Origin of the sequence: Streptomyces macrosporus (assembly GCF_039533145.1) — a bacterium.
GTDB classification, from domain to species: Bacteria; Actinomycetota; Actinomycetes; order Streptomycetales; family Streptomycetaceae; genus Streptomyces; species Streptomyces macrosporus.
Map to the genome: position 1 here is coordinate 163,498 of NZ_BAAASZ010000027.1, position 22,698 is coordinate 186,195.

Sequence of the window (22,698 nt, forward strand, 5' to 3'; positions counted from 1 at the left end):
TCGCCGGGCGCGGTACCCGTCCCGCGGGCCGCGCCGCTCCTCATGACCCAGTGCCCCGTACCGGCCGGACCATCCCTGTCCGACGCGGACGACCGGACGGATCCGGGGAGGAGCGGAAGAGGAGGAACCGGACGTCGCCCCGCTCCGCTACTGCTGCTTGACGACGACGGTGCTCATGACCTTGTCGGCGAAGGTCTGCTTCTTGGCGTCCCACAGCGGCCACAGGTAGCCGATGTAGCAGGCCATGCCGTCCAGGGTGTGCGCCAGCCGCCGTACGAAGGCCATGCCGAAACCGAGCGGCCGGCCGTCGGCCTCCCGCAGCACGCTGATCTTCAGGGCCTTCTTGCCGGGCGTCTGTCCGGTGCTGCCCTCCTTGTAGGTCAGCCACAGGAAGCCGGCCAGGGACAGCAGGGCGCCGACGGTGATCAGCGCCCAGGCGCTGCCGGGCACCTGGACGGAGACCTCCGCGCAGGCCGTGTCGCCGACCGGGCAGCTCTCGACCGCGTCGACGGCGGCGCCGATGATCTGCGCGTAGCCGGCCACGACCAGGATCATCGGGAGCAGGTTGACCATCAGGCCGTCCAGCAGCGTGGCGCCGAGCCGTGCGCCCCAGCTCGCGTACGGCGGCATGCCGCCGCCGTAGGGCTGCTGCGGGTACTGCGGGTACGCGCCCTGCTGCGGGTGTCCGTACCCGGCCTGCGGCGGCACGCCCTGCTGGGGGTACCCGTATCCGGGCTGCGGCGGTTGCTGGCCGTAGGGGTTCGGCGGCTGGCCGCCGGGCGGCGGTGGGTAGCTCACGAGTGGTTCCCTCCGAGCGGGTGGAACGGGGACGGTTCGGGCCGAGGTGGCGTCCCGGAGGACGTGCGGAGGGAACGCCGCACCGCCTCCGCGAACCTGCCGCGCGAGGGATCGGATCGTGTGTGGACGTGCCCCCCGTACGCCGTGCCGTCGGCCTCCCGGCGGGCGCGGCGCCGGCGTCCATGCTGGTGAGCGCGGATGATGCTGTCCAGACACGATGGGAGACTGTGGCGAATCCGCAACGTACCCAGGACACGGCCGAAGCCCGCGCCGGCCGGTCGGCGCCGGCGACGCCCCGCTCACGTCCCGTGCGCGCGCGTCCGGCCGGCGTGCGGAGCGGCCGGGGGCGATCGGAGGGCGACCGGAGGGCGATTGGAGCCCAGGCGCCCGCATCCGGGAGGATGGGGGCCATGACCGCCCAGATTCTCGATGGCAAGGCCACCGCAGCCGCGATCAAGTCCGAACTCGCCGCCCGTGTCGAGGCCCTCAAGGCCCGCGGCGTCCAGCCCGGCCTGGGCACCCTGCTGGTCGGGGACGACGTCGGCAGCCAGAAGTACGTGGCGGGCAAGCACCGCGACTGCGCCGAGGTCGGCATCGCCTCCATCCAGCGCGAGCTGCCCGGCACCGCGAGCCAGGAGGACATCGAGGCGGTCGTCCGCGAGCTCAACGACGACCCGGCGTGCACCGGCTACATCGTGCAGCTCCCGCTGCCGCGCGGCGTGGACACCAACCGCGTCCTGGAGCTGATGGACCCGGCCAAGGACGCCGACGGACTCCACCCGATGAACCTCGGCCGCCTGGTGCTGAACGAGCCGGCGCCGCTGCCGTGCACCCCGAACGGCATCATCGAGCTGCTCCGCCGCCACGACGTGGAGATCAACGGCGCGAACGTGGCCGTCGTCGGCCGCGGGATCACCGTCGGCCGCTCCATCGGCCTGCTGCTGACCCGCCGCACCGAGAACGCGACGGTGACCCTGTGCCACACCGGCACCCGCGACCTGGGCGCGAAGCTGCGCGAGGCGGACATCGTGGTGGCGGCGGCCGGGTCGCCGCACCTGGTCCTGCCCGAGCACGTCAAGCCGGGGGCGGCCGTGCTGGACGTGGGCGTCAGCCGGGACGCGACCGGGAGGATCGTCGGCGACGTGCACCCGGACGTCGCGGAGGTCGCCGGGTGGCTCTCCCCGAACCCGGGCGGTGTCGGCCCGATGACGCGGGCGATGCTGCTGGCGAACGTCGTCCAGGCCGCCGAGCGCGCCGCGGAGGCGGGCAGTGTCGGCTGACGCCGGGAGGACGGGGGCGAGCGGGAGCGCCGGGGGACCGGAGGAGACCCCGCGGCGGGCGTCGCGGCGGTTCCCCACGTTCACCCGGGACACCGCCCGTCCCGAGGGCGGCGGGCGGGCGGCCCCCGGGGACGCTCCCGCCCCGGCGCGGCAGTGGCCGATCCTGTGCGTGCTGGCCGGGGCGGCCGTCGGCCTGCTGGTGACGCTCGGCAACTTCCGCGCGGGCGTCCTGCTCATCGGCGCGTCCCTGCTCGCCGGCGCCGTGCTCCGCTGGACGGTGCCGTCGGTGGGGATGCTGGCGGTGCGTTCCCGCTTCACGGACGTGGCGACGTACGGCGTGCTGGGCACCGCGATCGTGCTGCTGGCGCTGATGGCGCAGCCCGACCCCGTGCTGGAGATCCCCTTCCTGGAGGACGTCGTCCACTTCACGATCCGCTAGCGGCACCGACCGCGGCCCGGCCCTCCTTCGAGGAGGACCGGGCCGCTCTCATATGGTGGGACAATGTCCCGGATTCGCTCCCGTGCGCCCCGGCCGGGAACTGTCGCCCCGGCTTCCCACGTCCCCGTGGGCACGGTCGGCGTGCGGACCGGGGCGGCGAGGCACGGGGCCGAACGGGCAAGCACGGGCGCACGAGGGGGAGACCGATGCCTCGGTGGAAGGCGTTGCCGGAGGAGATGGACCCGCAGATCCGCGAGTTCACCGGCCGGCTCCGGCGGCTGGTCGACCGTTCCGGACTGAGCGTGGTCGCGATCGCCGACCGCACCGGGTACAGCAAGACGTCGTGGGAGCGGTACCTCAACGGCCGGCTGCTGCCTCCGCGCGGCGCCATCAAGGCGTTCGCCGAGGTGACCGGCATCGACGTACGGCACCTGGGCACGCTGTGGGAGCTGGCCGAACGGGCCTGGAGCCGTGCCGAGATGCGGCACGACGAGACCATGGAGGCCATCCGGATCGCCCAGGCGCGCGCCGCCCTCGGCGAGGGGGAGACGTCGCCCGAGGAGGCCGTGGAGCGGACCACGGAGCTGCTCCTGCCGCGGGACGTCCGCACCGCCGCGCCCGCCCGCACCGCCGCGCCCGCCCGACCCGCCGCGCCCGCCGCTCCTGCCGCGGACCGTCCGTCCGCCCCGCCGCCGGCCGAGCGGCGCCGTCCGGTGGCGATGCTCGTCGCGGGCGCCGTCAGCGCGCTGGTGCTGGTGGCCGCGGGCGCGTTCGTCCTCTCCCTGCGCGAGGACGGGGAGTACCCGGTCGCCACGCCGACGGCCTCGCCCACCGCGGAGAAGAAGCCGAAGCCGCCCGCCGGCGTGAAGTGCCGCGGCGACGACTGCACCGGGCAGGACCCGGAGACCATGGGCTGCGGCGGCCAGAACGTCACCACCGTCGCGGAGGCCGTGGTGGGCGAGGCGTACGTGGAGGTCCGCTACAGCGAGGTGTGCCGGGCGGCCTGGGCCCGCGTCACCGGCGCCGAGACCGGCGACACGGTGCGGATCACCGCGGCGGGGGCGACGCAGCGCGACGAGGTGGGCGCCTCGGGCGAGGCGTTCACCCCGATGGTCGGCGCCGCGAGCCCCCAGGCCCCGTCGGCCTGCGTGACGACCGCGGCCGGCGCGGAGGGGTGCACCACCGGTTCGCGGTGACGGTCCGAACACGGCCGACGACCACCGGCATGAATACGGCGATTCGGGGCAGGCGAGTCCCACACCCCCCACGGGTGCGGCATTGCCCCCTGGCAGCCGCCCGCGTCTCCTCCTGAAGCGGGCGGCTGCTCCCGTGCCGGGGATGTCGGATAGCCTGACGCCAGGTCTCTTGATGTAGAGATACGTTGGAGACCCAGCCGCCACTGTCAGGTACTACGGAGACCGCCATGACCCGCACTCCCGTCAATGTCACCGTCACCGGCGCCGCCGGCCAGATCGGCTACGCGCTGCTGTTCCGCATCGCCTCCGGTCAGCTCCTCGGCGCGGACGTGCCGGTCGCGCTGCGCCTCCTGGAGATCCCGCAGGGGCTGAAGGCCGCCGAGGGCACCGCCATGGAGCTGGACGACTGCGCCTTCCCGCTGCTGAAGGGCATCGAGATCACCGACGACCCGAACAAGGCGTTCGACGGCGCCAACGTCGCCCTGCTCGTCGGTGCCCGTCCCCGCACCAAGGGCATGGAGCGCGGCGACCTGCTGGAGGCCAACGGCGGCATCTTCAAGCCGCAGGGCAAGGCCATCAACGACCACGCCGCGGACGACGTCAAGGTCCTGGTCGTCGGCAACCCGGCCAACACCAACGCCCTGATCGCCCAGGCCGCCGCCCCCGACGTACCGGCCGAGCGGTTCACCGCGATGACCCGCCTGGACCACAACCGGGCGCTGTCGCAGCTCGCGAAGAAGACCGGCGCCCCGGTGGACGAGATCCGCAAGCTGACGATCTGGGGCAACCACTCCGCGACCCAGTACCCGGACATCTTCCACGCCGAGATCGCCGGCAAGAACGCCGCCGAGACCGTCAACGACGAGAAGTGGCTGGCGGAGGAGTTCATTCCGACCGTCGCCAAGCGCGGCGCCGCCATCATCGAGGCCCGCGGCGCCTCCTCGGCCGCCTCCGCCGCCAACGCCGCCATCGACCACGTCCACACCTGGGTCAACGGCACCCCGGAGGGCGACTGGACCTCCATGGCCGTTCCCTCCGACGGCTCCTACGGCGTCCCGGAGGGCCTGATCTCCTCCTTCCCGGTCGTCTGCCGGGACGGCGGGTACGAGATCGTCCAGGGGCTGGAGATCAACGAGTTCTCCCGGACCCGCATCGACGCCTCGGTGAAGGAGCTGGAGGAGGAGCGCGAGGCCGTCCGCGGTCTCGGCCTCATCTGACCGAAATCCGACCGAAATCCGACCGAAACCAGTCAGGGTCCGATCGGGCTCGACGGGCTCCGACCGGGCCCGTCCGGCGCACACGGTCCGCCCGATCACGAAGGCCCCCGGCTTCCCGCCGGGGGCCTTCTCCGTTCCTCCGGCGGCCACGCGCCGCACACGGGCCGTCGCGCCGCGCACTGCCCGATTTGGCGCTTCATTACAGGACATTGCATTTAATTCCTTCGTATACGTCCCGGTTGAGTCGCCTTTTCGTTTGTGAGGAGTCCCACTTCTCTTGGGATTTCAGGCATGAATTTCGGCCATGGGGGCAGGCCTCGCTCTCGTTCGGCTCCGGCCGGACGGTTGTGGCAACCCGCGAGGAAGGCAGTACGGAACGTGTCGGCATCCGAGACCCTGTACATCGACGGCCGATGGCGCCCGGCCGCGTCCGGCGCCACCCGAGAGGTCCTCGACCCCGCCGACGCCACGGTGCTCGCGGTCGTCTCCGAGGGCGGCGCCGAGGACACCGACGCCGCGGTCGAAGCCGCCCGCCGCGCCTTCGACACCGGCGACTGGCCCCGCACCCCCACCGCCGAGCGGGCGGCGCTGCTGCGCCGCGTCGCCGACCTCCTCCAGCGGGACCGCGAGGAGATCGCGCTCACCGAGTCCCGCGACACCGGCAAGACCCTGGAGGAGGGCCGCGTCGACGTCGACGACGTCACGGCGGCCTTCCGCTACTTCGCCGACCTGGCGGTGAACACCTCCGGCGGGCGCGTGGTCGACGCGGGCAGCGCGGACGTCCACAGCGTCGTCGTCCACGAGCCGGTCGGGGTCTGCGCCCTGATCACCCCCTGGAACTACCCCCTGCTCCAGGCGAGTTGGAAGATCGCCCCGGCGCTCGCCGCGGGCAACACCTTCGTCGTCAAGCCCAGCGAGGTCACCCCGCTCTCCACGGTCCACCTCGTGCGGCTGCTGGCCGAGGCGGGGCTCCCGGCGGGCGTGGCCAACCTCGTCACCGGCCCCGGCGACCCGGTCGGCGCCCGGATGTCCACCCACCCCGGCGTGGACCTCGTCTCCTTCACCGGCGGCCTGGTCAGCGGCACCAAGGTCGCCGCCGCCGCGGCGGCCACCGTCAAGAAGGTCGCCCTGGAACTGGGCGGCAAGAACCCCAACGTCGTCTTCGCCGACGCCTGCGCCACGGACGAGGGCTTCGACACCGCCGTCGACCAGGCCCTCAACGCCGCGTTCATCCACAGCGGCCAGGTCTGCTCGGCGGGCAGCCGCCTCATCCTGGAGGAGTCCGTCCACGACCGCTTCGTCACCGAACTGGCCCGCCGCGCCCGCCTCATCCGGCTGGGCCGCGGCACCGAGCCCGGCGTCGAGTGCGGCCCGCTCGTCTCCCAGCAGCAGCTCGACAAGACCGAGGCGTACGTCGCGTCCGCGCTCGCCGAGGGCGCGGTGCTGCGCTGCGGCGGAAAGCGGCCCGAGCCCTCCGAGACGCGTCCGGCCACCGGCTACTTCTACGAGCCCACCGTGCTCGACCGCTGCACCCGCGAGATGCGGGTGGTCCGCGAGGAGACCTTCGGCCCGATCCTGACCGTGGAGACCTTCCGCACCGAGGACGAGGCCGTGGCCCTGGCCAACGACACCGAGTACGGGCTGGCGGGCGCCGTCTTCTCCGGCGACACCGCCCGCGCCCGCCGCGTGGCCGCCCGGCTCCGCCACGGCACCGTGTGGATCAACGACTACCACCCGTACCTCCCCCAGGCGGAATGGGGCGGCTTCGGCAAGTCCGGCGTCGGCCGGGAGCTCGGTCCCACGGGCCTCGACGAGTACCGCGAGACCAAGCACGTCTACGAGAACCTGCGGCCCGCGCCGGTCCGCTGGTTCGCCGGCTGAACGCGCCCGCGTCCCGGCCCCCACCCCCCGACGCACCGGGGCGCGGACCCCGGAAAGCCCCACCGCTCGCCCGCAATTCCCTACAGGAGCAACACTCCATGCCCAGCGATGCCCACACCTACGACTACGTCGTCATCGGCGGCGGCACGGCCGGATCGGTGATCGCCTCCCGACTCGTCGAGGACCCCGACACCACCGTCGCCGTCATCGAGGGCGGCCCCTCCGACATCGACCGGGAAGACGTGCTGACCCTGCGCCGCTGGCTCGGCCTGCTCGGCGGCGACCTCGACTACGACTACCCCACCACCGAGCAGCCGCGCGGCAACTCCCACATCCGGCACAGCCGCGCCCGCGTGCTCGGCGGCTGCTCCTCGCACAACACCCTGATCTCCTTCAAGCCGCTGCCGTCGGACTGGGAGGAGTGGGAGGCCGCCGGCGCGAAGGGCTGGAACGCCATCGCGATGGAGCCCTACTACCACCGGCTGCGCAACAACATCGTCCCCGTCGACGAGAAGGACCGGAACGCCATCGCCCGCGACTTCGTCGACGCCGCCCGGGCCGCGCTCGGCGTGCCGCGCGTGGAGGGCTTCAACCGCGCGCCGTTCCACGAGGGCGTCGGCTTCTTCGACCTCGCCTACCACCCGGAGACCAACAAGCGCTCCTCCGCCTCCGTCGCCTACCTCCACCCCCACATGGAGGCCGGCGACCGCCCCAACCTCCACCTGTGGCTGGAGACCTGGGCGTACCGCCTGGAGTTCGGCGGCGACGACGGCAAGCGCGTCACCGGCGTCCACGTCCGCACCAAGGACGGCGAGGAGAAGCTGGTGCGCGCCGCCCGCGAGGTGGTCCTGTGCGCGGGCGCCGTGGACACCCCCCGACTGCTGCTGCTCTCCGGCGTCGGACCGGCCGACGACCTCCGGCGCCTGGGCATCCCCGTCGTCCACGACCTGCCGGGCGTCGGCGAGAACCTGCTCGACCACCCCGAGTCGGTCATCGTCTGGGAGACCCACGGGCCGATCCCCGACAACTCGGCGATGGACTCCGACGCGGGCCTGTTCGTCCGCCGGGACCCGAACTCGCCCGGTCCGGACCTGATGTTCCACTTCTACCAGATCCCCTTCACCGACAACCCCGAGCGGCTGGGCTACGAGAAGCCGCCCCACGGCGTGTCGATGACCCCCAACATCCCCAAGCCGCGCAGCCGCGGCCGGCTCTACCTCACCAGCGCCGACCCGTCCGTCAAGCCGGCCCTGGACTTCCGGTACTTCACCGACGAGGAGGACTACGACGCCCGCACCCTCGTCGACGGCATCCGCATCGCCCGGCGGATCGCCGAGACCGCGCCGCTGAACTCCTGGCTCAAGCGCGAGGTCTGCCCCGGACCGGACGTCACCTCCGACGAGGAGCTGAGCGAGTACGCCCGCAAGGCCGCGCACACCGTCTACCACCCCGCCGGCACCTGCCGGATGGGCGCGGTCGACGACGAACTGGCCGTCGTGGACCCGGCGTTGCGCGTCCGAGGGCTGGACGGCGTCCGCGTCGCCGACGCGTCGGTCTTCCCCACCATCCCCGCCGTCAATCCCATGATCGGCGTGCTCATGGTCGGCGAGAAGGCCGCCGACCTGCTCCGCGACGACGAACCGTCCGCCCCCATCACGGCCCCTGGAGGTGCCGCGTGACCACCGATCAGGTGTTCTCCGTCCGCAACCTGTGGAAGGTCTTCGGGCCCAAGGCCCACCGCGTCCCCGACGACGAGTCCCTGACCGGCCTGTCCGCCGCCGAGGTGCGCGAGCGGACCGGCTGCACCGCCGCCGTCCGCGACGTCTCCTTCGACGTCGCCCGGGGCGAGGTGTTCGTCGTCATGGGCCTGTCCGGCTCCGGCAAGTCCACCCTCGTGCGCTGCCTGACCCGGCTGATCGAGCCCACCAGCGGCACCCTCCACATCGACGGCGAGGACGTCCTCGCCATGGACAAGGGCAGGCTGCGCGAACTGCGCCGCCGCCGCGCCGCCATGGTCTTCCAGCACTTCGGGCTGCTGCCCCACCGCACCGTGCTCGACAACGTCGCCTACGGGCTGGAGATCCAGGGCGTGGGGAGGGCCGAGCGCCGCGCCCGCGCCGCCGAGGTGATCGAGAAGGTCGGGCTCGCCGGACTCGGCGACCGCCGCCCCGGTCAGCTCTCCGGCGGTCAGCAGCAGCGCGTCGGCCTGGCCCGCGCCCTGGCCGTCGACCCCGAGGTGCTGCTGTTCGACGAGCCGTTCAGCGCCCTGGACCCGCTGATCCGCCGCGACATGCAGGAGGAGGTCATCCGCCTCCACCGCGAGGAGGGCCGCACGATGGTCTTCATCACCCACGACCTGACCGAGGCGCTGCGCGTCGGCGACCGCATCGCGCTGATGCGCGACGGCGAGATCGTCCAGCTCGGCACCCCCGAGGAGATCGTCGCCGAACCGGCCGACGACTACGTCCGCGACTTCGTCCGCGACGTGCCGCGCGAACAGGTCGTCTCCGTCCGCCGCGCCATGCGCCCGGCGCTGGCCGACGAGGCCGACGCCGGGGTCGCCCTCGCCCCCGACACGGTCGTCGCCGACGCCATCGAGGCCGTGGCCCGCAGCGGCGAGCACGCCCGCGTCACGGCGAACGGACGCGTCCTCGGCGTCGTCGACCACGCCCGGCTGCTGGCCGTCGTCGCGGGGGTGGATCCCGATACCGGGGGATCCGATACCAACGGCCGGGAGGTGGTGGCCGTATGACGGCTCTCGCTCCGACCCCCTCCACGGCCACGAAGCAACAGACGAAGCAACAGACGGAGCAACAGACCGCGCCCGCCGAGGCGGGCCGGCGGAAGAAACCCCCGGCGCCCCCGGGCGCCCTGCGCCGCCTCGCCGGCCGCGTCGGCGGCCGGACCACCGGATGGAAACTCCTCGCCCTCGCCGCCGTCGCGATCGTGGCGGTCCCCGTGGCCGCCTCCCTGTGGGGCAGCGGAAGCTGGCCCGCCGCCCTGACGTACGACGTGCGGGCCCCGCTGGAGCGACTGGACGCCTGGATCGTCGACAACCGCGACTCCCACTGGCTGTTCCTCTACTTCCTGCTCCACATCAGCAACAACACCCAGTACGCCGTCGACGGCGTGTTCGCCTTCCTCGACGGACTCGGCTGGGTGGGCGTGACCGCCGCCGCCGTGGTCGTCGCCTGGTACGCGGGCGGCGCGAACCTCGGCCGCCGGGCCCTGCGCACCGCCGCCACCGCCCTGGCCACCTTCGCGGTGATCGGGCTGCTGGGGCTGTGGGAGCCCGCCATGGAGACCCTGGCGCTGATGGTCGTCGCGGTCGCCGCCTCCGCCGTCCTGGGCGTCCTGCTCGGCCTGGCCGCCGGGCTCTCCGACCGCTGCGAGAAGCTGCTGCGCCCGGTGTTCGACACCATGCAGGTGATGCCGGCCTTCGCCTACCTGCTGCCGTTCGTCCTCCTCTTCGGCATCGGCACGCCCTCGGCCCTGATCGCCACCGTCATCTACGCGGCCCCGCCCATGGCCCGGCTCACCTCGCTCGGCCTGCGCGAAGCCGACCCGGCCGCGCTGGAGGCGGCCACCTCCCTGGGCGCGAACCCCTGGCAGCGGCTGTGGACGGCCCGGCTGCCGCTGGCCCGCCGGCAGATGCTGCTCGGCCTGAACCAGACCATCATGATGTGCCTGTCGATGGTCGTCCTCGCCTCGGTGATCGGCGCGGGCGGTCTGGGCGACGAGGTCTTCACGGCCCTGTCCCGGGTGGACGTGGGCCAGGCGCTCGGCCCCGGCATCGCCATCGTGCTGCTCGCGATCTGGCTGGACCGCACGACCGCCGCCGCCGGCGCGCGGCTGGACGACACCTCCTCGTCCGTCCCCGTGAGCCCGCTGCGCGCCTGGTCCACCCGGCTCGGCTCCCTCGCCGTGGTGGCCGCCGCCGTGGCCGCGGGCCCCGTCGTCGGCAGGGACTGGCCGGGAAGCTGGACGGTCTCCGTCTCCACCCCGGTCAACACCGCCGTCACCTGGGTCACCGAGAACCTCGGCTCGGGCATCCCCGTCGTCGGCGGCACCCTCATCTGGTCCGAGAACTTCGCCAACTGGGTCCTCAACCCGCTGCGCGCCGGCCTCCAGGGCACCCCCTGGTGGCTGCTGCTCCTGGTCGTCGCCGCCCTCGCCCTGCTGGTCGGCACCTGGCGCACCGCCCTGACCGTCACCGCCGCCCTCGCGGCGATCGGCGCGATGGGACTGTGGCCCAGCTCGCTCAACACCCTCTCCCAGGTGCTCGCCGCGCTGGTGGTCACCCTGCTGCTGGGCTTCGCCATCGGCGTCGTGGCCGCCCGCGTGGCCTGGGTGGACCGGGCGATCCGCCCGGTGCTCGACGTGATGCAGACGATGCCGCAGTTCATCTACCTGATCCCGGTCGTGGCGCTGTTCAACGCCAGCCGCACCGCGGCCATCATCGCGGCGGTCGTCTACGCGCTGCCCGCCGTCATCCGCATCACCGTCCAGGGCGTCCGGCAGATCGACCCGGGAGCCCTGGAGGCGGCCCGCTCCATGGGCGCCTCCCCGCTCCAGCAGCTCTGGCAGGTCCAGCTCCCGCTGGCCCGGCCCGCCCTGCTGCTGGCCGTCAACCAGGGCGTCGTCCTCGTCCTCGCCATCGTCGTCATCGGCGGACTGGTGGGCGGCGGCGCGCTCGGCTACGACGTCGTCTACGGCCTGCAGAAGAGCGAACTCGGCGTCGGCCTCACCGCCGGTGCGGCGATCGTCTGCCTCGGCGTGGTCCTGGACCGGATCACCCAGCCCGCGACGGCACGGAAGCCCGGCGGCCGGTGACGGTCCCCGTCCGGCCCCGGCCGGAACCGACACCGGAACCGACACCGCGACCGACAGCGCCGACAGCACACAAGGACACGCCAGCATGAACAACAGACGGATTCGGACCACCCTGGTCGCCGGGGCGAGCGCCTTCGGCATGGCGGTGCTCGGTGGCTGCGGAGCCGCCGACACCAACATCTCCGCGAGCGACGGCATCGTCACCATCGCCGTCCCCTCCTGGGTCGGAGCCGAGGCGAACGCCGCCGTCGCCAAGCACCTCCTGGAGGAGGAACTCGACACCAGGGTCAAGGTCGTCCAGATGGACGAGCCGGTCGCCTGGGACGCCCTCGGCAGCGGCAAGGCGGACGTCATCCTGGAGGACTGGGGCGGCGTCCCCGAGAAGGAGGAGCTCTACGTCGAGGAGAAGAAGGCCGTCGTCCCGGGCGGCGACCTCGGGGTGGTCGGCCACATCGGCTGGTTCGTGCCGAAGTACTTCGCCGACGAACACCCCGACGTCACCCACTGGAAGAACCTCAACAAGTACGCCGACGAGCTGAAGACCACCGAGAGCAACGGCAAGGGTCAGATCCTGGAAGGCTCGCCGTCGTACACCACCCACGACGACGCGATCATCAAGAACCTCGACCTGAACCTGAAGACCGTCTACGCGGGCAGCGAGGCCGCCCAGATCACCCAGATCAGGAAGTACGTCGAGAACAAGGAGCCGTTCCTGACGTACTGGTGGACGCCGCAGTGGCTGAACGCCGAGGTCGAGATGGTCGAGGTCGAACTGCCCGAGTACACCGAGGGCTGCGACGCCGACCCGGAGAAGGTCGCCTGCGCCTACCCCGACACCCCGCTGCAGAAGTACCTCAACGCCGGCTTCGCGGAGAAGGGCGGCGAGGCCGCGGAGTTCATCAAGAACTTCCGCTGGTCGACCGAGCAGCAGAACCAGGTCGCCAAGTGGATCGCCGGCGACGGCATGTCGTCGGAGCGGGCGGCGGAGAAGTGGGTGAAGGAGAACAGGGACACCTGGGAGAAGTGGCTCCCGAGGAACTGACCGGCCGACGACCGGCCCGGTCACACGGCCACGGGCCCGGAACGCGCACGCGTTCCGGGCCCGCCGTGTTCTCCGGGGGCGTGCCCGCCGACTTCCCCGCTCCTTCGCCCGTCTCCCTCACTCCCCGCCGGCGACGAACGAGCCCATGCCCGGCCTTGTGACGATCAGGCCCTCCTCGCGCAGGGCCGCCGTCGCCTTCCTGACCGTGACCCGTGCGACCCCGAATTCCGCTTCGAGTCGCACTTCGGAGATCAGGTGACGGGGTGGGTACTCGCCGCTGTGGATGCGTCCCCGGACCACGTCGGCGATCTGCTCCCACTTCGGCCGGGTCGGGTCGAACTCGAACTCGGTCACCCGCCGAGGGTATGTATCGGCACACACCTGGACATAGAAGCTGTTAGCTATAGCTATGAGTAGACAGGGGTATACAGGTCTTCTAGGCTCGGTCACGCAGAGAACCCCCGCGACCGCTGCGACCGGCCCGGGGGCATGGCCACCAACTTCGAGGGAGTTGATGACGTGCGAGACCTTATCGCGCGTGTCCTGGACCGGGCGTATGGTCCTGCCCTTGTCCTGCTGCTGTCCCGAGCGCTTCCGGCCACCGGGAGGCACCGGAAGCCCCCGGTGTGCACGAGGCACGAGCACACCGCACAACGGCGGCGCAGGCGGGTGCCGTTGTCGGCGACGACGGGGCCGGACCCGGACACCCGCGACATCCGCCCGCGCGGTCCACACCCCGGCTACGTCTACACCCCGCACACCCTCCGGCCCGGCTGGAAGGTGACCTTCGGGAGTACCCGATGATCGGGGCGGGGGTGCGGGTGGGTGAACCGGAGTTCGTCTCTCCGCCCTGCGTGATCGGGCTGCACGGCGACTGCGCCGACCACGCGCCGCGCGACAGCGGCGTCCCCGGCGTCCGTCACCTGATCTGCGGCTGCGCCTGCCATGCCGTGGCCCCGACGGCTCCGACGCGAGCCGGGTCGCCGGAGGAGCCCGACGACGAGGGCTGGTACCGGCTGTGCTGGTCCGTCCGCCGCGACGCGCGGCACCCGGTGTCGAGGGTGGCGTACGGGGTGCTGATCGGGCAGGACGTGCCCGCGCTGCTGCGCGGGATGCGCGGTTGTCTGTCGCCGTTGGCCTACCACGATCCGGCCCACGTCAGGGCACTGGCCGACGCCCCCGGCGGTTGGCGGTACGAGACGGCCACCGTCGCCGTGCACACCCACCGCATCGTCGACCGGGCCGACCGGACACCGCTGGTCGGCTGCCCGGCGTGGAAGGGAGGGGAGACGGAGTGATGTCCCACGAGCGGCGTCGCGGGCGCCTGGAGTCGTGCACCTGGACCACCCTGCTGGTCACCGTCTCCACCGTCGCGATGGTCCTGCTCCTCCACGCCGCCCACCGGGGCTGAGCCCTCGGTCCTCGGTGGCGAACGGCACTCCGTTCGCCACCGAGGACCGGTGACCACGGGCTGATGCGGTTCGCGTCGATGGTCGGGGACGCCGGTCCGGCCGACTCCGACCGGTGTGGGAGGAGGTGTTCGGGGCGGACCAACCGGTCCGCGTCGCTCCGGGGAAGCCGCCCGAGGCGGGCGGCGTCCTCTGCCGGCCGCGCGACCTCCTTGCGGGGGAGGGCGGGACGGGGGGCCGGGTCAGGTCCACATGCCCATGGCGATCTCGTCGAAGGCGCCGTTCCACTCGCTGTCCTCGTCGGCGAAGGGAAGCGGGTCGCGCTCGGCGATGAACCGCTGCAGCCCGTCGACGAGTTCGTCGCGCTCTTCCTGGTCGGCCGCCGCGGCGACCTCGGGGAGGATTCTCTTCACCGCGTAGACGGTGTAGGCCAGGGACGAGACGTCGGAGTGCAGGGGCATGTGCGTCTCGAAGTCGTCGTAGCTCCCGTGGACGATCCCGGTCACCGGGTCCAGAGCCAGGGTGGAGCCGGGAAGGTTTCCCAGGATAATCCACTCCAGGATCTCCTCGGAGTATCCGTGGCTTTCCTGGGACGCGTTCTCCAGGTCCCGCAGACGGACCTTTCCGTGCGGAGCGGAGATTTCCGCCTTCGGCATGCGCGGCAGCCCAACGGTGCACAGGAATTCCAAGGTGGGCCCGGAGAGCCCGAGGTCCTCGGCCTCGTTCCGATCGGAGCGAGAGACCTGTTCGGCGCCGAAGACCGACACGATTTCCTCGTGAGTGAGGGAGAAGCGCACGTTGCTCATCCTGTTCCCGTCGCGCGTTGTGTGCTATTTGAATCCGCCCGTGACCCCGTGCTTCTTCTGCTGCTTTTCGAGCCATTCCCGGTATTCGGCGTGCTCGGTGTCACGGGTCTTTCTGGACTCACTGTTGTCGTACTTTTGGGAGTGTGTGACCTGCAGGTCCTCCCCGAAGTGTTTGGCCGTCCACTTGTCGCACCACGAAGGTCTGCCCTGGCACGGCTGCCGCTCCGTGTAGAGCTCCGTCAGGTTGTCCTGCTTTCCGGCCTTCAGCAAGGGGTAGCCGATCGTGCGCTCGGAGTGCGGCCCTTCGCTGTTTCCTACTATAATGATTTCCTTTCCGCTGTCGCTTACATAGCGACCGGCCGCGTAGTTTCCTCCGCCCCAGTCCTGGTTGTGGTAACGGGCGATCTGGGTCGCTCGGGACAGGTCGGTACTCCCCGGGTCCACCCGTTCCGATTGCACCCTCTTCGTGTCTTTGCTCGGGCTGACCCCGAAGGGATGGTTCTCCCTGTCCCTGGGGCGCCAGACCCGACCCGCCTCACCCGGCTTCTGGCCGGGCTCCGTCATGATCTCCCGAATGCCGGACTGATCGTTGCCGCCGACCGGAGTGCTGGTGCCGTCGGGGTGCAGCCTGACGACGGTGCCATCGGCGTTGAGAAGGTACATCGGGACATCGTCGTCCCCGTCGCAGTGCTCCTTGTCGAACTTCTCCTTGGTGTCCTTCTCGTTCTTGTCGTTGGACCGCTTGGTGGTGTCCAGGCCGTCGACGTTCTTCTCCAGCTCCTTGCTCATCTTGTGCGCCGAGAGCTCGATCTTCTCTTCGGCCTTGTCGATGGCGGCACCGAACTTGGCGAAGCGGCCGTCCTTCTTCCCGACCATGCTGCGCTTCTGGCGCTTGCCGGTGAAGTCGTTCTTCTTGTCGGTGAACCTCTTGTGCTCCTCGCCCAGTTCGGCGATGGCGTCCTCGAACTCGGCGAACTCGATCCACAGTTCCTGTCCCAGGGCGTCGGACCCCTCGGGCAGGAGATTGCCGTTCCCGTCCTTCCCGCCGGAACCGGTCCCCCCGTCGAAGAGCCCCTCCAGCAGGCCCATCACCTTGCCCTCGATCTTCTCGGTCGCCAGCTCGACGAGCTGCGAGATGAGGAGGTCGATCACCTCCTTGACCAGCTGCTTCAGCGCGGCGATCGCCGCGGCGCTGAGCAGGGCGGAGAGCCCTCCGGTGAAGATGGCGCCGATGACACCGCCGGTGGCCGTGGCGATGGTGGTGGTGACGTTCGCGATGATCGCCAGCTTGCAGGCGACGACGTAGTCGGCCCCGGTGTCCATGACACCGGCCAGCACGTCGACGGCGTCGGCCAGCTTCTTCATGTCCTGGCCGGAGACCGTGCCCCACCGCTGCCTGAAGGCGTCGACCGCCTGCCCCTTGCTCTTGCCGGCGGTGACGTGGCTGCACGCCCGGTTGGCCTTGGTGATCGTGTCGCGCAGCTCTTTGGCGAACTCCCGGTACTCGGACGCCGTGTCCCTCAGCTCGTCCTCGTTGATGTCCGGCCAGTCGATGCCGATGAAGTCGAGGACCTCCCGCACTTCGTCCGGAAGCTCGATGGCCATACGGACGCCCCTTCCCCCGTCTACCATGCCTCCGCCCACCGGAGAGGACGCGGGCGGTGACCCACATGGTTGCCCCAACGAGCCTAGGGGGAAAGCGAGTTGTTCTCGATACCCGTATGCGTCAATCGCCGGGGAAACGCGGGGCGAGGGTCACGACGGACTCGTCCATGCCGATCGTCAGCCGAGGGTCGTCGCCGTCCCCGCCGTGGCAGCACACCGCCCGCACCGGAGGACCGGGACGGAAGGTCGCCACCGTGCCGCCGCCCAGGGACTCGTACTCCACCAGTCCGTCCGCCCACGCCACCACCAGGGCACCGGACGCGGCGCCCAACGCGACGACGGGGACGGGCCGTTCGCGGACCGGCACCCGCAGGGGCTCCGCCCCCGCCCCCCACGCCCGTACGCGTCCGTCCAGGCCGCCCGAGTAGAGCAGCGTCGGCCCGCCCCGGCCGAGGGAGAGCGCCGCGAGCGCCGTGACACGGCCTTGGTGCAGGCTCCGGGAGAGCGGCCGGGAGCGGGCGGTGTCCCGGGTGAGGACGTGGACGCGGCCCCGCTCGTCGCCGAAGACGGCGCCGTCGGGGAGCGAGCACGCGGCGGTGAGAGGGGCGTCGACGGTCTCGGGAAGGGAGAGGACCGCGTCCCGCAGGGCCTTCCACGGGTCCGCGTCCGGGTCGACGAGCACCTTCAGACGCAGGCCGGGGACGGGTTCCGCGATCTCCCCGGCCGGACGCACCCGCCCCCACTCGTCCAGCACGACCACCGTGCCCTCGGGCAGGCAGAGCACCGCACGGGCCGCGCCGACCTCGCCCGTGGCCAGCCTGCCGCGGGGGTCCCAGCGGTCCGCGTCCACCACCCGGACCTCGCCGAGGTGGTCGGCGACGAGCAGCGCGCCGTCGTGTCCGGCCCGCCCGGCGGCCAGGGCGGAGACGGGACCGGGCCAACCCCGCCCGTCGTCGTCCCGGGTGAGGGAGCGGACCACCCGCCACGGCTCGGGCTCGGCGAGGGACGCCAGCTCGCCCCGCACGCCCTCCGCCGCGCCGTCGCCGAGCGCCGCGAGCAGGGTGAGCGCGCGGGCGGAAGGGGGCTGGTCGCGGCAGAGGGACCGCCCGGCGCGCAACCAGGCGCGGCCCAGCGCGCCGATGTGCTCCCCGTCCCGTTCGGCGTCCTCCAGCCACGCGGTGACCGCGTGCGGGTCGGCGGTGACCATCGCGGACGGGGTGAGGGAGGGCGGCCGGAACACCCGCGGAACCTCCGGGCGGCGGCCCAGCGCGCGTCCGGGGGCGGGGTACGCCTCCTCCGCGTTCACCCCCGTGCCCAGCCCCGCCACCCAGCGTGCGAAGCCGGCGCGGTCCGTCCAGCGCGCCTCCGCCAGGTCCAGCACGGCCGGGTCGGACGCGGCGTCGAGCAGGGCGGCGGTGCACGGCTCGCCGGTACGGGACTCCACCAGCAGCCGGACGTGGGGGACGCGCAGCAGCGGCAGCAGCACCTGCTCGACGACCGCCTCGGGGGAGTGCGCCGCGTGGAGGTCGGCGGCGATCGCCACCGTGCGCCGGGTGTCGGCCGCCACCGCCTCGACCAGCTCGCCCGGCGCCCTGGCCGCCACCCGCAGATCGTCGGCGAGCAACCACGCCGCGCCGCGCACGCCCACCCCGGTCAGGGGCGCCACCGCGTGGACGCGCCGGTCGCCGCCCTCGTCCGAACGGGTACCGCCGTACTGGACCAGCCACGCCAGCAGATGGGACTTCCCCGCCCCCGCCGGTCCCGTCACCACGCACAGGTTCGGGGCGTGGGGGTCGACCAACCAGCCCAGCAGGGCCGAGGCCGCCGGTTCGCGGCCGGCGCCCGGACGCCGCAGACGTCTGCCCGTTCCCTCCGGCACGGCCCCGTCACCCCTGCCCGCGCGCCTGCCCGGCGGCGTGGAGGAGCAACTGTTTGAAGCCCTCCTCGCGCGATTCCGCCGTCTGCCCGTAGTCGAAGCTGTGGGTGAACTCCGCGTGCGGGAACAGCTCCCGCATCCGGACCGCGCAGTAGTGACCCGGCATCACGCACGGCTCCAGCTCGCAGTAGACGCGCGTGACGCGCTCGGGCGTGACGCCGGAGGAGGACAGACGCTGCCAGATCCGCTCCTCCGGGTGGAGCCGGCCCGGTCCCGTCCGGTCGGTGACGATCTCCTTCTGCCCGCTGTCCGCGATGAACTCGAAGGCCGCGGAGAAGGGGAAGTTGAGGGTGTGGCGCACGTCGTCCAGCACCCTCGGCCACCAGCTCTCCCGCTCGGCGAAGGCCGCCGGGTCCACCGCGCGCAGCTCGCCGTTCAGGGCCCGGAAGACCGCGGCGGCCCCCTGCACGCCGTCGGCCGCCGCGATGCGCGACAGGGCGTGATCGAGGGCGGTCAGGGAGCGGTTCAGCGACTCCACGCTCGCGTTGACGAACATGTCCGGCACGACCTCGGAGAGGAACACCGCCTGCACGGCGCCGTCCGGCCGGACGCACAGCTCCGCCCCCCGGTCGTCGCCCAGCCGGACCCAGCCCTCCAGCTCCGGCGGCGGCGCGTCCAGCCGGTGATGGGAGGCGTACACGCCGAGCCGTACGGCCTCGCTCACGGCCGAGGCGCGGAAGTACGGGCCCACCGCCACGGGCACGCCGGTCTCCTCCAGCGTCCGCGCGGCCTCGTCGGGCACCGCCGCGCCGTAGAGCGCGGCGGAGGAGAAGCGGCGCATGCCATCGGCGCCGAAGTGCTCGCTGACCGGGTCGCTCGCCGACACGTGCTCTCCCCAGGGCTGGTTGTCAGTGGCGGGCCACCGAGCCTAACGTCCGCCGCCGACGGGAGCGCCGGTCGCTCCCCGGCGAATGTCGCGGGGAAGCGGGACGCGGACCGCCGCGGCCGGGGCGGACGGGCCGCACCGGCTCGTGCCGCGGTTCCCGTCGCCGCCCCCGGAGGGGCGGCCACCGGGCGCGGGGTCAGAAGTCGGCCTGGACCTCCTCGTCCACCCTGCCCACGGACTCCAGACCGTACATTGTCGTGTACTTGTCACGAATGTACTCGATGTCGGCGTCGTGGGTCCTCGCCGCCTCTCTCGGGTAGAGCAGGATGAGCTCGTAGGAGTGCTCGCCGTTGATGGAGCCGGTCCTGTCGCGCCACTGGCCGTACCCCTCCTGGAGGGTGAGGCCGGACGGGAAGCGCGGAGTGACGTGCTCCTTCAGGAAGGCCATGAACTGTTCCTCGGTGATCGGCGGTTCGCCGTTGTGGCGGCCGGTGCCGAAGAAGAGCTGCGTCCGCACGTACGGTTGGGTGTGGGGGGAGTGGGAGCCGTACGGCTCGGCACGGGCGGCGGTTCCGTCGTACGGCTGTTGGGGCATCGTCGTGCGGCCGGTGGACGCGCCCGTCGCGCAGACGAGGGCCGTGAGGACGGCGGCGAGACGGAGGCGGCGGGATGTCCGTGACGTCATGGGGGTCTCCCAGGGGTTCGGTGGTGGGCGTGTTCGTCACCGGTCGCGGGGCGGGATCTCCCGCCCGAGCAGTCCGGTGAGGTCTCGGGCCGTGTCCCGCAGGCCGCGGGGTACGCGGCGGCCGCGTTCGACGGTGCCGAGCGCCCGTCCCAGGGAGTTCAGGGCCCGTACGGAGCCCATGCGGGGGGCGGTCTCGGCCAGGGCGGACAGCCAGGTGTCCGCATCCCGCCACGCGCCGGCGCGCACGAGGACGCGGGCCAGGTCGGCGGCGAACAGGGAGCGGTAGGCGGGCCCGTCGCCCGACTCCACCGCCGCGTGCAGCAGGGACGCCGCGCCGTCCGCGTCTCCCAGGTCGGCCAGGACGAGCCCGTGGTGGCCGTCGAGCTCCGCGCGGTCGAACCACCAGGCCCAGGGCGGGTCCTGGGCCGAGGGCCCGTCCGCGCACAGCTCCCGGGCGGCGCCCAGGGACCGCAGCGCGTCCCGCCGCCTGCCGAGCTGGGCGTGTGCGCGGGCCTCGCGCACGTGGAACAGGGCGGCCACCCGCGCCGGCAGGTCCCCCCTGGCCAGGACGGACGAGGAGATGCGCAGGGACTCGTCGGGGCGCCCGAGGTGGGCCTGCTGCATGCTCAGCACCGACAGGACCAGCAGTTCGAGGGAGCGTTCCTCCTCCGGGAGGTCCCGGCACAGGGCGAGCGCCCGCCGGCCGAGCCGCTGCGACAGCCCGTGCCGCTCGGCGTCGAACAGGATCCACGCGGCGACCTGGAACAGCTCCGCGAGCGCCGCGCCGTCCGGGCCGGACGCGGACGGCGGGCAGGGGTGGCCCGCGACCGCCTCGACCGCGCGCACCGCCTCGGGGGCCGCCCGGCGCGCGCCGTGCGTCCGGTCGAGCGCGAGGAGCTCGGCCGTCACGGCGCGTACGTCCGGTGGAGGCGCCGGTGGGGGCGGGGCCCCGGTCCGTGCCGTGCGGTGGGAGCCCGTCACTCGTCGCGCGCGGTGATCCGGGAGGAGGAGATCCGGGCGAAGGACCTCGCCACCTCGGTCAGCCATGCCACTTCCTCCGCGAAGTCGTCTCGGTGTCCGGCGAACGGGGGCGGGACCGACGCGGCGGGGGACGGAGGCGCCGCGGATCCCTCGGCCCGCGCCCTGAGGGCCGCCTTCAGGAAGCGGGCCTCGTCGGCGGGGGAGTGCCGCGCCCGGTCCGGCGGGTGGCCGTGCCGCGCCGCGGCGTGGGCCAGGTGCGGCCGCAGGGCGTGGTAGCCGTCGAGTATCTCGATGACGCGCCGGTAGAGCCGGTACTCCAGATCGGACGGCGGGAGACGGTCCAGCGCCCTGCTCGGCGGCGGTTCGAGCGCGATCGCCGGCACCGCGTCGTACAGGGCCCACCACAGGGGGCGCAGCCGCAGGTAGGACCGGTAGTTCGCCACCCAGGCGGAGACGGCCGGACCCCAGGAGGGGACGGTCCAGCCGAACAGTTGCAGGAGCGACCCGATGTCGCCGGCCAGCCAGTACGCCGGTTCCCAGGAGCTCATGTCGAAGCCGAGCTGGGTGCCGATCGTCTGGGTGTAGCGGATGGCGCAGTAGAGCAGGATGAACGACGCGCCCGCGGTGACCGTCCACATGCCCGTGCGCAGCCAGGTGCGGCGGGCGATGCGCGCGTAGCGGTAGGACAGCCGTACCGCCCCGACCTGCCCCACCGCGCAGATGGTGATGTAGAAGAGCAGGTAGCCGGCGTAGTCGACGTCGCGCATGTTGCGCAGCAGGGTGCCCTCCGCGGAGGGGGACTGCCGGTAGGGCTCCACGATGAAGAACAGGGCGACGAGGGCCACGAGCGCGACGGAGAACGCCAGGACGCGCCGTTTCGCCCGGAGCCGGGCCTGCTCGGGCGGGTGGGACCAGTGGACCAGCACGACCTGCTGGGCCGCCGTCAGCACGACCACCGCGGCCTGCGTCATGATCGTGGTGAGGTTCGGATAGCCGAAGAAGCCGGAGACGTGGTCCCGCAGCCAGTTGAGGTCGATGAGGAAGCTCAGGCCGGAGCACAGGAAGTAGACCGCGAGCGCCCAGAGCGCCGGGTCGGTCCTGCGCTGGAGGAGTTCCGGGAGTCTGTAGCAGAACGCGGCGAGCCCGGCGAGGGCACAGATGTGCGCGAGGACGTCGTAGATCATCCGCGACCGATGACGCTTTCCACGCGGGCCATGACGGTGGCGTCCTCGGGGGCCAGGGCGGCGGGGCCCTCGGCGGTCTCCCGGTGGGCGCGCGCCAGGATGAGCGAGGCCATCGTCTCGGCCTCCTGCTCCTCCCGGTCGCGGTAGGCGGACCGCCGGAGGGTCCTGCGGACGAGGTCCGGGGTGACGCCCGGGACGAGGTCCGGTAACAGGCGCGCCAGGACGGGCGGTCCGGAGACCCCGCCGGAGCCGTGCCCGCAGATGATGTGGGAGAGCTCGTGCGCGATGATGTGCTCCTGGTGGGACCTGCTGGTGTCCTCCCGGTAGACGATCACGTCCGTGTCGTCCAGGGCGATCCACAGTCCGTGGAGCATCGGCTCCTCCAGCACCATCGGAGTGAGACGGATGTCACGGCCGCGCCGGCGGCTGACCTGGTCGCACATGGCCGTGACGCCGCCGGAGCCGGAGGTGATGCCGGCCTCGGTGACGAGTCTTTCGCAGGTGCGTTGGAGCTCCCGGAACCGGGCACGGCGACCGGGTGTGCGCGGACGAGTCGCTGCCACCAGCATGTCCTTTCCGG

General features: G+C 72.5%; 20 protein-coding genes. 10 read left to right on the forward strand and 10 right to left on the reverse strand.

Going from position 1 to position 22,698, the window contains the following annotated elements:
• Positions 1-147: 147 nt before the first annotated feature.
• A complete protein-coding gene (locus tag ABD335_RS19870; protein WP_344325160.1) occupies positions 148-798 on the reverse strand; it encodes an RDD family protein in 651 nt (216 codons plus the stop codon).
• Between the two features lie 410 nt (positions 799-1,208).
• Between ABD335_RS19870 and ABD335_RS19875 the strand changes: the two genes are divergently transcribed.
• The 9 genes from ABD335_RS19875 (at position 1,209) to ABD335_RS19915 (ending at position 12,686) form a co-directional block, all read left to right on the forward strand.
• Positions 1,209-2,078 (forward strand): bifunctional methylenetetrahydrofolate dehydrogenase/methenyltetrahydrofolate cyclohydrolase, encoded by an 870-nt coding sequence (locus tag ABD335_RS19875; protein WP_344325162.1) that lies wholly within the window; start codon positions 1,209-1,211, stop codon positions 2,076-2,078.
• Complete coding sequence (locus tag ABD335_RS19880; protein ID WP_344325165.1) at positions 2,068-2,517, forward strand: DUF3017 domain-containing protein; 450 nt, start codon at positions 2,068-2,070, stop codon at positions 2,515-2,517. Before ABD335_RS19875 ends, ABD335_RS19880 begins: the two co-directional genes overlap by 11 nt.
• A gap of 206 nt (positions 2,518-2,723) precedes the next feature.
• Positions 2,724-3,713, forward strand: a complete 990-nt coding sequence (locus ABD335_RS19885) for a helix-turn-helix domain-containing protein (protein ID WP_344325168.1) — start codon at positions 2,724-2,726, stop codon at positions 3,711-3,713.
• A 227-nt stretch (positions 3,714-3,940) separates the two neighbouring features.
• A complete protein-coding gene (locus tag ABD335_RS19890) occupies positions 3,941-4,930 on the forward strand; it encodes a malate dehydrogenase (RefSeq protein WP_344325170.1) in 990 nt (329 codons plus the stop codon).
• A 378-nt stretch (positions 4,931-5,308) separates the two neighbouring features.
• A complete protein-coding gene (locus ABD335_RS19895) occupies positions 5,309-6,811 on the forward strand; it encodes an aldehyde dehydrogenase family protein (RefSeq protein WP_344325173.1) in 1,503 nt (500 codons plus the stop codon).
• A gap of 98 nt (positions 6,812-6,909) precedes the next feature.
• A complete protein-coding gene (locus tag ABD335_RS19900) occupies positions 6,910-8,490 on the forward strand; it encodes a GMC family oxidoreductase (RefSeq protein ID WP_344325176.1) in 1,581 nt (526 codons plus the stop codon).
• A complete protein-coding gene (locus ABD335_RS19905) occupies positions 8,487-9,563 on the forward strand; it encodes a quaternary amine ABC transporter ATP-binding protein (RefSeq protein ID WP_344325179.1) in 1,077 nt (358 codons plus the stop codon). The genes ABD335_RS19900 and ABD335_RS19905 overlap by 4 nt, the downstream gene beginning before the upstream one ends.
• On the forward strand, positions 9,560-11,644 hold the full coding sequence (locus ABD335_RS19910; RefSeq protein WP_344325182.1) for an ABC transporter permease subunit: 2,085 nt from the start codon (positions 9,560-9,562) through the stop codon (positions 11,642-11,644). The genes ABD335_RS19905 and ABD335_RS19910 overlap by 4 nt, the downstream gene beginning before the upstream one ends.
• A gap of 85 nt (positions 11,645-11,729) precedes the next feature.
• Positions 11,730-12,686, forward strand: coding sequence for an ABC transporter substrate-binding protein (locus ABD335_RS19915; RefSeq protein ID WP_344325185.1), 957 nt, complete (start codon positions 11,730-11,732; stop codon positions 12,684-12,686).
• Between the two features lie 117 nt (positions 12,687-12,803).
• On the opposite strand, the gene ABD335_RS19920 is transcribed toward ABD335_RS19915, so the two are convergent.
• Positions 12,804-13,040, reverse strand: coding sequence for a GntR family transcriptional regulator (locus ABD335_RS19920; protein ID WP_344325188.1), 237 nt, complete (start codon positions 13,038-13,040; stop codon positions 12,804-12,806).
• A 446-nt stretch (positions 13,041-13,486) separates the two neighbouring features.
• On the opposite strand from ABD335_RS19920, the gene ABD335_RS19925 reads away from it, so the two are divergent.
• Positions 13,487-13,984, forward strand: a complete 498-nt coding sequence (locus ABD335_RS19925; protein ID WP_344325191.1) for a hypothetical protein — start codon at positions 13,487-13,489, stop codon at positions 13,982-13,984.
• A 353-nt stretch (positions 13,985-14,337) separates the two neighbouring features.
• Here ABD335_RS19925 and ABD335_RS19930 read toward each other — a convergent pair whose 3' ends face one another.
• The 8 genes from ABD335_RS19930 to ABD335_RS19965 form a co-directional block, all read right to left on the reverse strand.
• Positions 14,338-14,901: an SUKH-4 family immunity protein gene (locus ABD335_RS19930; protein WP_344325194.1), complete on the reverse strand. Its 564-nt coding sequence runs from the start codon at positions 14,899-14,901 to the stop codon at positions 14,338-14,340.
• A 24-nt stretch (positions 14,902-14,925) separates the two neighbouring features.
• The gene (locus ABD335_RS19935) at positions 14,926-16,506 is read right to left on the reverse strand and encodes a WXG100-like domain-containing protein (protein ID WP_344325196.1); all 1,581 of its coding nucleotides are present in this window, start codon (positions 16,504-16,506) and stop codon (positions 14,926-14,928) included.
• 121 nt (positions 16,507-16,627) lie between these two features.
• Positions 16,628-18,385: a thioesterase domain-containing protein gene (locus ABD335_RS19940; RefSeq protein WP_344325199.1), complete on the reverse strand. Its 1,758-nt coding sequence runs from the start codon at positions 18,383-18,385 to the stop codon at positions 16,628-16,630.
• Positions 18,386-18,392: 7 nt separating this feature from the next.
• Positions 18,393-19,268 carry an SUKH-4 family immunity protein gene (locus ABD335_RS19945; protein WP_344325202.1) on the reverse strand — a complete coding sequence of 292 codons (876 nt, stop codon included), beginning with the start codon at positions 19,266-19,268 and terminating at the stop codon, positions 18,393-18,395.
• A gap of 196 nt (positions 19,269-19,464) precedes the next feature.
• The gene (locus ABD335_RS19950; RefSeq protein WP_344325205.1) at positions 19,465-19,953 is read right to left on the reverse strand and encodes a DUF3574 domain-containing protein; all 489 of its coding nucleotides are present in this window, start codon (positions 19,951-19,953) and stop codon (positions 19,465-19,467) included.
• A gap of 36 nt (positions 19,954-19,989) precedes the next feature.
• Complete coding sequence (locus tag ABD335_RS19955) at positions 19,990-20,862, reverse strand: NsdA family TPR-like regulatory protein (protein ID WP_344325208.1); 873 nt, start codon at positions 20,860-20,862, stop codon at positions 19,990-19,992.
• A 68-nt stretch (positions 20,863-20,930) separates the two neighbouring features.
• The gene (locus ABD335_RS19960; RefSeq protein ID WP_344325211.1) at positions 20,931-22,118 is read right to left on the reverse strand and encodes an MAB_1171c family putative transporter; all 1,188 of its coding nucleotides are present in this window, start codon (positions 22,116-22,118) and stop codon (positions 20,931-20,933) included.
• A complete protein-coding gene (locus ABD335_RS19965; protein ID WP_344325214.1) occupies positions 22,115-22,681 on the reverse strand; it encodes a toxin in 567 nt (188 codons plus the stop codon). Before ABD335_RS19965 ends, ABD335_RS19960 begins: the two co-directional genes overlap by 4 nt.
• Positions 22,682-22,698: the final 17 nt, after the last annotated feature.

Coding starts and splice junctions, on each gene's coding strand:
- ABD335_RS19875 (WP_344325162.1), top strand. CDS start 1,209: ATGACCGCCCAGATTCTCGATGGCAAGGCCACCGCAGCCGCGATCAAG.
- ABD335_RS19885 (WP_344325168.1), top strand. CDS start 2,724: ATGCCTCGGTGGAAGGCGTTGCCGGAGGAGATGGACCCGCAGATCCGC.
- ABD335_RS19890 (WP_344325170.1), top strand. CDS start 3,941: ATGACCCGCACTCCCGTCAATGTCACCGTCACCGGCGCCGCCGGCCAG.
- ABD335_RS19900 (WP_344325176.1), top strand. CDS start 6,910: ATGCCCAGCGATGCCCACACCTACGACTACGTCGTCATCGGCGGCGGC.
- ABD335_RS19910 (WP_344325182.1), top strand. CDS start 9,560: ATGACGGCTCTCGCTCCGACCCCCTCCACGGCCACGAAGCAACAGACG.
- ABD335_RS19915 (WP_344325185.1), top strand. CDS start 11,730: ATGAACAACAGACGGATTCGGACCACCCTGGTCGCCGGGGCGAGCGCC.
- ABD335_RS19925 (WP_344325191.1), top strand. CDS start 13,487: ATGATCGGGGCGGGGGTGCGGGTGGGTGAACCGGAGTTCGTCTCTCCG.
- ABD335_RS19930 (WP_344325194.1), bottom strand. CDS start 14,901: ATGAGCAACGTGCGCTTCTCCCTCACTCACGAGGAAATCGTGTCGGTC.
- ABD335_RS19935 (WP_344325196.1), bottom strand. CDS start 16,506: ATGGCCATCGAGCTTCCGGACGAAGTGCGGGAGGTCCTCGACTTCATC.
- ABD335_RS19950 (WP_344325205.1), bottom strand. CDS start 19,953: ATGACGTCACGGACATCCCGCCGCCTCCGTCTCGCCGCCGTCCTCACG.
- ABD335_RS19960 (WP_344325211.1), bottom strand. CDS start 22,118: ATGATCTACGACGTCCTCGCGCACATCTGTGCCCTCGCCGGGCTCGCC.